The sequence below is a fragment of the Cumulibacter soli genome, from assembly GCF_004382795.1.
Classification (GTDB): domain Bacteria; phylum Actinomycetota; class Actinomycetes; order Mycobacteriales; family Antricoccaceae; genus Cumulibacter; species Cumulibacter soli.
In genome coordinates this window covers 12,630-24,687 of sequence record NZ_SMSG01000007.1, presented here as the reverse complement: position 1 = coordinate 24,687, position 12,058 = coordinate 12,630, and the positions used below count along the sequence as shown (strand labels likewise).

Annotated in this window: 12 protein-coding genes; 8 read left to right on the top strand and 4 right to left on the bottom strand. The window is 64.3% G+C overall.

The window, feature by feature from the left end; all coding sequences use genetic code 11:
* The first annotated feature begins 35 nt into the window (after positions 1-35).
* Positions 36-371, top strand: coding sequence for a hypothetical protein (locus E1H16_RS15425; RefSeq protein ID WP_134324818.1), 336 nt, complete (start codon positions 36-38; stop codon positions 369-371).
* Positions 372-474: 103 nt separating this feature from the next.
* On the opposite strand, the gene E1H16_RS15420 is transcribed toward E1H16_RS15425, so the two are convergent.
* Positions 475-1,374, bottom strand: a complete 900-nt coding sequence (locus tag E1H16_RS15420; protein WP_134324817.1) for a crotonase/enoyl-CoA hydratase family protein — start codon at positions 1,372-1,374, stop codon at positions 475-477.
* Positions 1,375-1,592: 218 nt separating this feature from the next.
* Between E1H16_RS15420 and E1H16_RS15415 the strand changes: the two genes are divergently transcribed.
* The 3 genes from E1H16_RS15415 to E1H16_RS15405 are packed head-to-tail and all read left to right on the top strand — an operon-like array spanning position 1,593 to position 4,305.
* Positions 1,593-2,570 (top strand): NAD(P)H-dependent flavin oxidoreductase, encoded by a 978-nt coding sequence (locus E1H16_RS15415; RefSeq protein ID WP_134324816.1) that lies wholly within the window; start codon positions 1,593-1,595, stop codon positions 2,568-2,570.
* Between the two features lie 3 nt (positions 2,571-2,573).
* Positions 2,574-3,563, top strand: a complete 990-nt coding sequence (locus tag E1H16_RS15410; RefSeq protein WP_208379093.1) for an NADPH:quinone oxidoreductase family protein — start codon at positions 2,574-2,576, stop codon at positions 3,561-3,563.
* A 55-nt stretch (positions 3,564-3,618) separates the two neighbouring features.
* Positions 3,619-4,305, top strand: a complete 687-nt coding sequence (locus E1H16_RS15405; RefSeq protein WP_208379092.1) for a nitroreductase — start codon at positions 3,619-3,621, stop codon at positions 4,303-4,305.
* A 121-nt stretch (positions 4,306-4,426) separates the two neighbouring features.
* On the opposite strand, the gene E1H16_RS15400 is transcribed toward E1H16_RS15405, so the two are convergent.
* A complete protein-coding gene (locus tag E1H16_RS15400) occupies positions 4,427-6,331 on the bottom strand; it encodes a vWA domain-containing protein (RefSeq protein ID WP_243837873.1) in 1,905 nt (634 codons plus the stop codon).
* A 59-nt stretch (positions 6,332-6,390) separates the two neighbouring features.
* The gene (locus tag E1H16_RS15395) at positions 6,391-7,800 is read right to left on the bottom strand and encodes a magnesium chelatase ATPase subunit I (protein ID WP_134324814.1); all 1,410 of its coding nucleotides are present in this window, start codon (positions 7,798-7,800) and stop codon (positions 6,391-6,393) included.
* Between the two features lie 122 nt (positions 7,801-7,922).
* On the opposite strand from E1H16_RS15395, the gene E1H16_RS15390 reads away from it, so the two are divergent.
* The 4 genes from E1H16_RS15390 (at position 7,923) to E1H16_RS15375 (ending at position 11,034) form a co-directional block, all read left to right on the top strand.
* Positions 7,923-8,795 (top strand): SDR family oxidoreductase, encoded by an 873-nt coding sequence (locus tag E1H16_RS15390; protein WP_134324813.1) that lies wholly within the window; start codon positions 7,923-7,925, stop codon positions 8,793-8,795.
* A 188-nt stretch (positions 8,796-8,983) separates the two neighbouring features.
* Positions 8,984-9,949 (top strand): NAD(P)H-dependent flavin oxidoreductase, encoded by a 966-nt coding sequence (locus tag E1H16_RS15385; protein ID WP_134324812.1) that lies wholly within the window; start codon positions 8,984-8,986, stop codon positions 9,947-9,949.
* On the top strand, positions 9,949-10,476 hold the full coding sequence (locus E1H16_RS15380; protein WP_134324811.1) for a PadR family transcriptional regulator: 528 nt from the start codon (positions 9,949-9,951) through the stop codon (positions 10,474-10,476). Before E1H16_RS15385 ends, E1H16_RS15380 begins: the two co-directional genes overlap by 1 nt.
* Before the next feature lie 54 nt (positions 10,477-10,530).
* Positions 10,531-11,034 carry a hypothetical protein gene (locus tag E1H16_RS15375; RefSeq protein ID WP_134324810.1) on the top strand — a complete coding sequence of 168 codons (504 nt, stop codon included), beginning with the start codon at positions 10,531-10,533 and terminating at the stop codon, positions 11,032-11,034.
* Here the strand turns inward: E1H16_RS15375 and E1H16_RS15370 are convergent, their stop codons facing one another.
* Positions 11,035-11,961: a LysR family transcriptional regulator gene (locus E1H16_RS15370; RefSeq protein WP_134324809.1), complete on the bottom strand. Its 927-nt coding sequence runs from the start codon at positions 11,959-11,961 to the stop codon at positions 11,035-11,037.
* Positions 11,962-12,058: the final 97 nt, after the last annotated feature.

Below are 12,058 nucleotides of genomic sequence, written 5' to 3'. Positions count from 1 at the left end.
TCCGCCTCCGTGCTGCTCGCTTAGTATCAAGCCTCATGACTGAACGCCGCGCGAGCTCGAAGAAGTTGCTGTGGTTACTGCTGTTGGTTCCCTTTAGCGGCGGAATCGCCTATGGGCTAGGAAAGTCGGAGCTGACTGACGCGTCGGTAGCGGGCACTGACCAAGAAATTCAGATGGGGGCGCTGTCGCTCGCTTTGGGCGTCGGGCTGGCGATCTTCGCGATCGTGCTGGCGTTGCAGGCGCTGGTGAATGGCCGCGGAGCTGCGGCGAAGGTTGTGGCGCTGATCGCCTGCGTCGTCCTCGTCGTAGCCGGCGTGCTCATGTGCACGATGCTGTACCCGAGTTTCCTCGATATGGTTTCGCAGGCGTAACCTTGAGGTCTAGTTCGCCGATATAACGACGATGCGGTGGGTCGCACGCCGCTATCTGATTGATAGCGAGGTGCGGCCCACCGCATTCTCCTCGGCTGAGCAGTTAGGAACCCGAGGTCACGTCGTCGGGCTGTGCCGGCCAGCGCGGCACGGTGTCGGTGAAGTCAACGCTCGGCTTGCCCGGGAACTGCGGTGCGCGCTTCTCCAGGAACGACATGACGCCTTCGGCGACATCCTTGCCCTGGCCAAGTTCGTAGATCGCGCGGGAATCGGCACGGTGTGCATCCCACGGCGAAGACTCGCCAAGCATCTGCCACAGCAACTGGCTGGACAGCGCAACCGAGACCGCCGACGTGTTGTCTACAATTTCCTTGGCCAGTTCACGGGCCGTGGCCAGCAGCTGATCGTCCGGGACGACGCGAGAGACCAGACCGCCGGACAACGCCTCGGAGGCCCCGAAGACGCGTCCGGTCGCGACCCATTCCATCGCCTGCGAGATGCCGACGACGCGCGGCAGGAACCAGCTCGATGCTGCTTCCGGGACGAGGCCGCGACGGGCGAATACGAAGCCGAAGCGAGCCGACTCCGCAGCGATGCGGATATCCATCGGCAACGTCATCGTGGCGCCGATACCGACGGCGGGTCCGTTGATCGCGCCGATGACGACCTTGCGGCACGCCGCGGTCGCCAGCGAGGTGAAACCGCCGCCGTCCCGCGGGAAGCCGTTGATCGTGCCGATGGTCTGGGCGCGGTCGGCGCGGCTCGGGTCCTTCGCGTTGAAGGTGTCGCCGCCCTTCTCCAGGTCGGCGCCAGCGCAGAAGCCGCGACCCGAACCGGTCACGATCACGACGCGCACGTTGTCGTCCTCATCGGCAGTCTTGTAGGCATTCGCCAACTCCTGGCACATGGTGCCGGTGAACGCATTCAGGCGCTCGGGGCGGTTCAGGGTGATGGTCGCGATGCCGTCGGCCACCTCATAGATGATCTCGCTGTAGTCGCTCATGGAGCTCCTTCTGTTCGTCGAGCAGGCACCCGCCGGCCCGAATGTGGTGTACTGAGTTGTAGTGGGCGCTCGCTAAGCACCCTAGCGGGTGCGGCCGACGTGAGAAACGCTGAGGAACAGCCCGGACAATTGCGCACTGGTATCCGGGTGCTCGCAGAACCGGCACGCCCGCGTGGTAAACACCTTTGGACACGCAAATCTTCTTACCAGGGAGCGGCATGAAGACGAAGATTACCGAGATGCTCGGCATCAAGTACCCGATCGTTCAGGGCGGCATGCACTATGTCGGCCTCGCGGAGCTGGCCGCCGCCGTGTCGAACGCGGGCGGACTTGGCACCATCACGGCACTGACGCAGAAGTCTCCCGGCGACCTGGCGAATGAGATTGCCAAGGCGCAGGACATGACCTCGAACCCGATCGCGGTCAACTTGACCTTCCTGCCGACCTTGAACCCGCCGGACTACCCGGCGTACGTGCAGGCCGTCATCGACAGCGGTGTGAAGATCGTGGAGACCGCCGGTAACAACCCGGCAAAGTGGCTGCCGATCCTTAAGGACAATGGCATCAAGGTGATCCACAAGTGCACCACGGTGCGCCACTCGCTCAAGGCGCAGGACATCGGTTGTGACGCGGTCAGCGTCGACGGCTTCGAATGTGGGGGTCACCCGGGTGAGGACGACATCCCCAACATGATCCTGCTGCTGCGCGCGCAGGACGAGCTGGAGATCCCGTTCATCGCCTCGGGCGGGCAGGCCGATGGCCGCTCGCTCGCTGCCTCTCTCGCGATGGGCGCCGAAGGTATCAACATGGGCACCCGATTCATGGCGACGAAGGAAGCCCCGATTCACGACAACGTGAAGCAGGCCCTCGTTAACGCCTCCGAGATGGACACGCGGCTGATCATGCGCCCGCTGCGCAACACCGAGCGCGTGCTGACCAACGCGGCTGTCGAGCGCTTGCTGGAGAAGGAGCGCACGCTGGGCGACAAGATCACCTTCGAGGACATCGCTCCTGAGGTTGCTGGCGTATACCCGCGTATCATGGTCAACGGTGAGATGGAAGCCGGCGGCTGGTCCTGTGGCATGGTCGCCGGTCTGATCTACGACATCCCGACCGTGCAGGAACTCGTCGACCGCATTGTGGCCCAGGCCCGTGAGATCACTCGCGAGCGCCTGGCCGGAATGTTCGTCGACTAACACGTGACCGCCGCAATGCGCGCTGTTGTCGTTAACGAGTACGGCCCGCTTGAGGCGCTCGTCGTCACCGAGACCCCTCGCCCGGCCCCTGGGCCGGGCGAGGTACTCGTCGAGGTAGTCAGTTTGGGCCTCGGCTTCGTAGACGGGTTGAAGGTGCAGGGGCTCTACCAAACGAAGGACCCGCTGCCGTACATCCCAGGATCGGAGGTCAGCGGGCGGATCGCCGAAGTCGGCGAAGGCGTCTCGGGGTTCGCCCTCGGTGACCGGGTCACCGCTCAGCTTCCCCGCGGTGGGTTGGCGCAGTACGCCGTGGCCTCGGCCGAGGCGACCAGCCTGCTCCCGGACGGTGTCTCGTTCGACGTGGGTGCGGCCTTCCGCGTCAATTACCTGACCGCGTTGTACGCGCTGGCCGACCGAGCCCAAGCGACAGCGGGCGAGACGATGCTGGTGCTCGGGGCATCCGGCGGCACGGGCACGGCGGCAATCGCGATCGGCAAACTGCTCGGGCTACGGGTGCTCGCGGCAGCATCGACCGATACGAAACGCCAGTTCGCACTCGGCGCCGGAGCGGACGACGCGATCGACTCAAGCGATCCGGGATGGCGCGCGGCGCTGAAGGAGAAGCACCCGCAGATCGACATCGTGTTTGATCCGGTCGGTGGCGACCTCGGTGCTGAGGCGTTTCGCGCTCTGGGCTGGCGCGGGCGATTGCTAGTCATCGGGTTCGCGTCCGGCGAGATCCCGTCCGCGCGCTACAACATCGCGCTGCTCAAGGGCGCCTCGCTGGTGGGCGTGGACCTCGCTCAGGTCCCGCGCCGTCAGCCGGAGGTGTGGCGAGCGTTGAACGAGCAATTGGCGGGCTGGCTCGCCACTGGTGAGCTGAAACCCGCACTCGACGAGCCGGTGCCGATGTCCGAGGTGGTGGAGGCGTTCACCCGGATGAGCGGTCGCCGCGCGATGGGCAAAGTTATCGTGCGCGTGGGCGACGAATAATCGCCGTCGAGTCAACATCCAACCGTCGTACAACCAGGATCAAGGAGCCCTCTTCATGGGTATGTCCGTTTCCGAAGCCGTCTCGACTCGCAAGTCGGTGCGCGCCTTTACCGCACAGCAGGTCGATCCGGCCGACGTCCAGCAGCTACTGAAGGACGCCGCGCTCGCGCCGTCCGGCGGCAACGTGCAGCCGTGGCGGATCTGGGTGCTCACCGGCGACGTCCTGCAGACGTTCCGTGACAAGGTTCGCGAGCTGCGGGCCGACCATCCCATGGGGCAGGGCGGTGAGTACGACGTCTATCCGCAGGACCTGTGGGAGCCGTACCGCTCTCGTCGATTCAAGAACGGTCAGGACCTGTACGCCTCGATCGACATCCCGCGCGAGGATAAGGCAGGTCGGATCAACCAGTTCGGCAATAACTTCGACTTCTTCGGCGCCCCCGCGGCCGTGCTGGTCGGCATCGAGCGGCGGATGGGTCCGCCGCAGTGGTCAGATGTGGGCATGTACCTGCAGAACGTGATGCTGCTGGCCACCGAGCGCGGTCTGGCGACCTGCCCACAGGAGGCGTGGACGAGTTGGCACCAGGTGGCGTACGAGACGCTGGACTGGCCCGAGGACGTGATGCTGTTCTGCGGTCTGGCCATCGGATACGAAGACACCGCGCACCCGATCAATAACTGGCGTTCGGACCGGGCCGACACGTCTGAATGGCTGCACGAAGCGAAGCTCCGCAACGGCTGATCAACCCCACCCACTCGGCCCATTCGGTCGAGGACCGGCTGCTTAACCACCGGCCGCAGCGCCCCGCGGTCGTTTACCGCGGGCCCTGGTCGTCACCGGGCGTACGTCATCGCTTCCTCGATCAGCGGCGGCCAGTGCGAGCGCGGAGGTAGTCGCTGACGACATACTGGCCGAGATGCTCCAGGCTGGGCGCGAGCACGCGCCCGCCAGCGCGACGGGCGAGCGCGTCGATGAACCGCTCCAGCCCCGGATCGCTGCCGAGACGGAAGATATTCAGGGTCACGCCGTACCGCGCTAACGCGTCCACCTGGGCGACCGTACTGCGCACGCAATCTGGGCTCGGCGGGTATTCAAACCACGGCTCGCCGTTGACCAGATGCGCCGTCGGTTCGCCGTCGGTGACGACGAGGATGATCGGTTCGGCCTCCGGGTGCCGCCGTACGTGCCGTCCGGCCAGCACCAGGGCGTGTTCGAGGTTCGTACCCTGGACCCACTCCGGTTCGATCTCGGCAAGTTCCAGCGCAGATAGGCGTCGCGCCATGAGGTTGAACCCAATGATCTCCAACGCGTCCTGTCGATAGCGCGTTTCGATCAAATGCGCCAATGCCAGCGCCGTCTGCTTCATCGGCTCCCAGCGTTCCTGCTGCACCATCGAGAACGAGAGATCGACGCACAGCGCTACTGCCGCTTGCGTACGACGTTCGGTCTCGGCGATCACGAAGTCGTCCACGTGCAGTCGCGGTCCGCCGTCGTCGCCGGAGCCCGCACGCCGCAATACCGAGTTAGTGACGGTGCGAACGGCGTCAATCGGCTGTTCGGTCCCGAACGTCCACGGCAGGTAGGCGCCGGTACGTTCGTCGGCCGCGCCGACTCGCTGGTCGTCGTGGTCACCGGCGCGACCTGCTTCGAGATCGGCGAAGATCCGGCGCAACGTTGCCTCGCCGAGTTGCCGCAGCGCTTTCGGGGTGAGTTTCAGCGCCGATCCATCGCGCCGCAGCCAGCCCTGCCGCTCCAACTCCTGTTCCAGTTCGCGCAGCGCTCGCAGATGTGCAGTCGCCTGACTGCCGAGTTGTCGCTCAAGCGCATCGACATCCACGTCGTCGAGCGTGGATCCCATATGCTGCTGGGAAAGTTGTTGTTCGAGGGCGTCAATGTCCGACAGTTCGCCCATCATGCCGGTCGCCTCGCCGTAGCCGAGCGGCTCGTCGCCAGTTCCTTCGATCGGCCTCCCGCGCATCATTCCCGGGCGTAGCGACTGCAGGTTCTTGCCGAGTTGCTCCATCTGCTCGGCGAGTCCCGCATCCTGCAACGCCTGTTGCATCAGTGACATCAATTCGGCGCGCTGCTCAGGGCTCAGCGAGCGCAGCAGCCGTTCGGTCTCGGCTTGCCGCTGGGCGAGTTGGTCGATGAGTTCGTCGACGTTCTTTGGATCATCGGGGAAGTAGTCGCCGTGCTTGTCCATGAAGTCAGCGAACTGCTCGTCGGTGTCCTCGCCGCGGGCGTGGGCCGACAGTAGTTCGTTGAGGTCTTGCATCATCTCTTGCAACGCCTGCATCTGCTGTGGATCGCGGTTCTGCAAGGCATCTTTGAGCCCGTCGAACTGATGATTGAGGATCTCGTCGCGCAAGCCGGCGTTGATCTGGTCGTAAAGTTCCTTCGCCTCCGGCGAATGCCACGCGTAGTTCGTCAACGACTGCATTGCCTGGGCGACCGAGTCGGGAAGTGTGTCGAGTTCGAGTTCGGCGAATCGCGCGTCTTCGGTGTCCTCGCGGGCGAGCTGATCGCGTTCGAGAGCGAGAGCTTGATCGAGTTGCCCGCGGGCACGATCGACTGCGCCACCGAGGTTTCCGCGGCGCCGTAATTCCTCGCGCCGCCGCCGCAACTGTTCGCGCAACTGGGCCAGGCCGGGTCGATCACCGACGCCACGTTGCAGCAGTTCTCGCAGCGCATCGCGGGCATTGCTGCCAGCGAGCATGTTCTTGCCGAGATCCTCCACGGCGGCGCGCACATCGTACGGCGGAGCCAAGGGGTCCGGTCCCTCGCGCCACGCTCCGTACGAGAATCGCCTACTGCGGTGCGCCATGATCAGCTGCCGTAGATCGTGTTGCCGGTGTCCAAGGCGCTCTTGGATATCCGACGGGTGAGATAGAGGCCTTCGAGCACGAACTCGATCGCCGCTGCCACCTGTCCAGGTGTCACGTCGTCCTCGCTGACCTGGAGCTTGGTGAGCACGGTAGACAGACCCTCGACGCGGTCGAGTTGGCGCAATAGATCTGAGGCAGGGACCAGCGCTCCGGTCTCAATCGTCGTGCCGTCGTCCTCGGCGAAGACGGCGGTAAATGAGGACAGATCCACGCCGGTGAGCAGCTCACGGAATACCGACGCCGTGGCCATTCGCGCTACGTGTTCCAGGACGTCGTCCTCGCGGCCTTCCTCGCCCATTTCGAACTCTAGCTTCCCGCGCAAGGTGCCGAGTATCGCTGGTATATCGCCGATCCGCGCGACCGGCGCGGCTTCGCCGACGATCGCGCCGCGTCTCAGCGCCGAAGCGGACACGGCCTCGGTGGCCGCGATGGAGAATCGCGCGGAGACCCCGGACCGTTGGTCGATCGCCGGGGAGCTGCGTAACCCGGTGGTGAGTTCGGCGATGACCCGCAGCAGGTGGTCGGGTACCGCGGCGGTCAGTTCGGCCTCCTGCCGGATCAGCGCGATATCGGCGTCGATCGTCTCGGGATAGTGAGTGCGGATTTCGGCACCGAATCTGTCCTTCAGCGGGGTGATGATGCGGCCGCGGTTCGTGTAGTCCTCGGGGTTGGCCGAGGCGATCAGCATCAGGTCGAGGGGCAGACGCAGCGCGTAACCGCGGATCTGGATATCGCGCTCCTCCAGCACGTTGAACAGGCCGACCTGGATGCGTTCGGCAAGGTCCGGCAGCTCATTGATGCCGAAGATGCCGCGATTGAACCGGGGGAGCAGACCGTAATGAACGGTCTCCGGGTCGCCGAGCAGGCGGCCTTCGGCAATCTTGGTGGGGTCGATATCGCCGATCAGATCACCCACGCTGGTATCCGGCGTAGCGAGTTTCTCGCCGTACCGATCATCGCGGTGCCACCAACTGATCGGCAGATCGTCGCCGAGTTCGGTGGCGCGGGCGATGCTGCCGCGCGTCACTGGCTCATACGGGTGCTCGTTGATCTCGGAGCCTTCGATGACCGGCGTCCACTCATCGAGTAGTCCGGCGATCGTCCGCATCAATCGGGTCTTGCCCTGGCCGCGTTCGCCCAGCAGCACCAGGTCGTGACCGGCGAGCAAGGTGCGTTCGACCTCGGGGATGACAGTGTCTTCCAGCCCGACCAGACCGGGCAGCGAAGGTTCGCTCGCGCGTAGTCGGGACAGGAGGTTTTCGCGGAGCTCCTGCTTGACGGTGCGGTACTCGTGACCGCTCGCACGCAGTGCACCTAGAGTCGTGATCGCGGGTGGTTGTGAGCGTGGCATGCTTCGAGCGTATGACGGGACTCACAGATCGGCCATGGTTGCCATAGTGCCCGCGAGAGAAGAATGCTCAAAGACGGACGTGTTGGCGCGCAATGAGGCGCGTCGAGAGGAAAGGACACAGCATGACCGGTGTTGCAGGACGACGGATCGTTGTAACTGGCGCGGGCGGCGGCCTTGGCCGCGAATACGCCAAGTTGCTGGCGCGCGAAGGGGCTAAGGTCGTCATCAATGACCTCGGTGGCGCCCGCGATGGCTCCGGTGGCGGCTCGGCAATGGCCGACACCGTCGTGGAGGAAATCCGCGCAGAGGGCGGCGAGGCCGTTGCAAACTACGACAGCGTTGCCAGCGCAGAAGGCGGCAAGGCGATCGTGCAGACCTGCATCGACGCGTTCGGCGGCATCGACGGCGTGGTGAGCAATGCCGGCATTCTGCGCGACGTGTCCTACATGAAGATGGACGCCGACGCGTGGAACGCCGTGGAGCAGGTGCACCTGTACGGCGGGTACTACATCACCCACGCCGCATGGCCGCACTTCCGCGAGCAGAAGTACGGCCGCATTTTGGTCGCTACCTCGACTAGCGGCATCTACGGCAACTTCGGACAGGCCAACTACGGTGCTGCCAAGCTCGGCCTCGTCGGCCTGATCAACACGCTGTCGATCGAGGGCGCGAAGTACAACATCAACGCAAATGCGATGGCGCCGATCGCGGCTACCCGGATGACCGAAGACCTGATGCCGGAAGAGCGCCTCAAGGCCCTCGGCCCGGACCACGTCGCACCGGTCGTCGGCTACCTGATGAGCGACGAGTCGACCGATACCGGTTCGGTGTTCATCGCCGGTGGCGGCCTGGTGCAGCGCGTGGCGTACTACGCCAGTGAGGGCCACGTCTTCAACGACGTCCCCACCATGGGCGATGTGGCCGACAAGTGGGACAAGATCACCGACATGTCGAACGCCAAGGAAGGCAAGCAGGTTCAGACGAGCCAGTCGTAGTTTTCCGCCCTTCTGCGGGGCAGTGGGTAACGCTAATCGCCGGTTAGCGTTATTCGCTGCCCCGCAGATGCTTTTGTCGACTATGAATCCGCAGTGATGACGGTCTCACTGTCTGTGCAACTTGTTGCATAAAGGTGGGAGTGCTGCCTACATTGAGTGCAACGAACCGCACTCCTTGGGGGAACACCGTGGCACTTCCTGAAATCTTGACCCGTCCGCTGGCCCTCCCTGTGATGGGCTCTCCGCTGTTCATCGTCTCGGGCCCCGAGCTCGTGATCGCGCAGTGCAAGGCCGGCGTTATCGGCTCGTTCCCCGCGCTCAACGCGCGCCCACAGCCGCTGCTGAACGAGTGGTTGCAGCGGATCGAGGACGAACTCGGGCAGTACGCCGCCCAGCATCCCGAGAAGCCGGTAGCGCCGTACGCCGTGAACCAGATCGTGCACCGCTCGAATGATCGCCTCGATGCCGACGTTCAGTCCTGCGTCGACTTCAAGGTGCCGATCGTGATCACCTCCCTCGGCGCGCGTACGGAGGTGTACGACGCGATCCACTCGTACGGCGGAATCGTGCTGCACGACGTCATCAACAACGAGTTCGCGCACAAGGCGATCGAGAAGGGCGCCGACGGTCTGATCGCCGTCGCGGCCGGAGCGGGTGGCCACGCTGGCACTCAGTCTCCATTTGCCCTTCTGCAAGAGATCCGTGAATGGTTCGACGGTCCGCTGCTGCTGTCGGGCTCGATCGCGCACGGGCGCAACGTTCTCGCCGCGCAGGCTGCTGGTGCCGACATGGCGTACATCGGATCGGCGTTCATCGCTACCGAGGAGGCGAACGCGGACCCGCGGTACAAGGCCATGCTGGTGGAATCTGGCGCCGCTGACATCGTCTACAGCAACCTGTTCACGGGGGTGCACGGCAACTACCTGCGTAAGTCGATCGTGAATGCAGGTCTTGACCCCGACGATCTGCCGACCTCGGACCCGTCGAAGATGAACTTCGGCTCCGGCGGCAACATGAAGGCGAAGGCCTGGAAAGACATCTGGGGCAGCGGTCAGGGTGTCGGCGTACTCGATGGTGTGAAGCCGGTGGCCGAATTCGTGGAGCGGATGCGTAACGAGTACGACGTGGCACGTCAGGCGCTCGTCGGCGCCTGATGTCGCTGCGCTTCGCGATCCTGACGGCACTAACCGAGAAGTCCTCGACCGGGATCGAGCTGGCGCGTCGCTTCGATAGATCGATTGGCTACTTCTGGCCTGCGACGCACCAGCAGATCTACCGGGAACTCGACAAATTGCTGGACGCCGGGTTGATCGCGGTGCTCGATTGCCCGGAGCCCCCGGGGAGGGGGAATCCGCGTACGTTCGCCGTCCTGCCGGCCGGGACCGACGAATTGCGTGACTGGTCGCTGCAAGTGATGGACGCGCCGAAGCGACGTGACCCGTTGATGGTGCAGATTCGGGCCGCCTCCGCGCTCGGGGACGTCGACATCAGGCCGCTACTGCGGGAGCATCTTCAGCGGCACGAGGCGAGGCTCGCACAGTACGTCGATATCGAGCGCAAGCAGTTCGCTGATGGCCTAGATCCGCGCTCGCGGATGCAGTTGATGGTGTTGCGCGCCGGAATCGCCACGGAACGAATGTGGGTCGAATGGTGCCGTGAATCACTCGCGGCGCTCGAATAGCCGCTAGGCTATGCGCACTTGACGGCTGTTCGGCGAGCCGAATCGGGGTGTGCGATGCAGGTGCCGCAGTGGGCGAAGGAAATCGAACCGGGAACGGCAGGAATTCTGCGTTCGAACGCGCTGAAGTACCTGTGCATCGGCAGCGGAGCGCTCATGTTAGCCCTGGGCATCGTGATGCCGGTCGCCACGTGGGGCGGCGAGGGCGTTGAAGAGGGCGGCGTCCTCGCGATCGGCGCGGTGTTCGCCGTAATCGGTCTGGCCATGTTTTGGCTGGCATTCGCGTATGTGCCGAAGCCGATGCTGCGCGTTGACGACACGGGCATCACCCGACTGCAGATGGGTTACGTACTGATTCCGTGGGCGGACATCTCCGAGATTCGCCCTGGCATTCGCGGTGCGATTGACATCAAGACTCCGAATGGGCGCACCAAGAAAGACGGCTCGAAGACGCGAACGAAAACGTTCCAAATCCAGACTCGCCAATTGCAGGGTGGTCGCTACCTGCTCGGCTATCTCACCGAGTGCTGGAACCACGCTGGCGGGTACCGGTCGCCGTGATCAGGCGCTCAACCGGGAGGAGCCGCTGAACTCGTCGACTACCGGCTGTACCAAGCGGCCGAGGACGCCGTCGGTGCTTGGCAGGGAACTGTTCCAGGCGATGAACGTGTTCAGGCTGAGGTGCAGATCGGACACCTCGCGAACGACGGTCGCGGAGTCCCAGAGCGCGCCCGGCTCGTTCGACTCGGGGGAGATAGCAGCGATGGTGAACCCGGATCCGCCGACCACATGGTCGCGAATGGCGAACCAGTCCGGCGGCCCCACGTCGATAGTCCGCGCGACGCCGGCCTCCTCGAGCAGCGATCGGAGGGCGGCGTAGTACATCGGCGTCCCCGAATGCAGCGCAGACGAGGTGACGAACGGCAACTCTCGCAGATCGCGTAACGAAATGCTCCTGGCGTGCGCCAGCGGCAGACTCTTCGCGAGGGCGATCAACGTGGGTTGTTCGAGAATGCGTTCGGAACATATCTGGGGAGAAATCGGGCGCTGATGCAGCAGCGCGAGGTCGATCTCCTTATCGTGCAAACTCCGAATCAATCCCAGGTTCGATCCGGGTACTAGTTCGATCGACATTGTTCCGCAGCGTGCGCGAATAGTGGTCATCACTCGGTCTCGGAGCCACGCGTTCATAGCCGGACCGATCCCCACTCGTACCCGCGATGGCGCGCCGACCAGGTTGGTCGCATGCCTCTGCAGGTCGTCGTAGGCCTCCACCAACCTTTCGGCGTGCACGAGGAACCTGTCGCCGGCTGCGGTTAACGACATACCCTTCGCGGTGCGGTCGAATAGGTCGACCGACAGGCGATTCTCGAGGTCACGAATTCGCCTGCTGAGCGCAGAGCGGGACACGAATAGTTGCGGGGCGGCGCGACCCAGACTGCCCGCGGTGACGATCGCGACGAAGCTACGGATCTCTTCGATGTTCAACGCTTCACCGGGTCCACTCCGCGCCCGCGGCTGGAGGACCAAGTGCGGCGGACTACCGTACGAAAAATGTCCATTTTCGTACGGTAGTCCGCTGCGG

What these genes read in the sequence shown, in the direction of transcription:
- E1H16_RS15425 (WP_134324818.1), top strand. Translation starts at nt 36, where the DNA reads ATGACTGAACGCCGCGCGAGCTCGAAGAAGTTGCTGTGGTTACTGCTG.
- E1H16_RS15395 (WP_134324814.1), bottom strand. Translation starts at nt 7,800, where the DNA reads ATGCCACGCTCACAACCACCCGCGATCACGACTCTAGGTGCACTGCGT.
- E1H16_RS15390 (WP_134324813.1), top strand. Translation starts at nt 7,923, where the DNA reads ATGACCGGTGTTGCAGGACGACGGATCGTTGTAACTGGCGCGGGCGGC.
- E1H16_RS15405 (WP_208379092.1), top strand. Translation starts at nt 3,619, where the DNA reads ATGGGTATGTCCGTTTCCGAAGCCGTCTCGACTCGCAAGTCGGTGCGC.
- E1H16_RS15415 (WP_134324816.1), top strand. Translation starts at nt 1,593, where the DNA reads ATGAAGACGAAGATTACCGAGATGCTCGGCATCAAGTACCCGATCGTT.
- E1H16_RS15380 (WP_134324811.1), top strand. Translation starts at nt 9,949, where the DNA reads ATGTCGCTGCGCTTCGCGATCCTGACGGCACTAACCGAGAAGTCCTCG.
- E1H16_RS15375 (WP_134324810.1), top strand. Translation starts at nt 10,531, where the DNA reads ATGCAGGTGCCGCAGTGGGCGAAGGAAATCGAACCGGGAACGGCAGGA.
- E1H16_RS15420 (WP_134324817.1), bottom strand. Translation starts at nt 1,374, where the DNA reads ATGAGCGACTACAGCGAGATCATCTATGAGGTGGCCGACGGCATCGCG.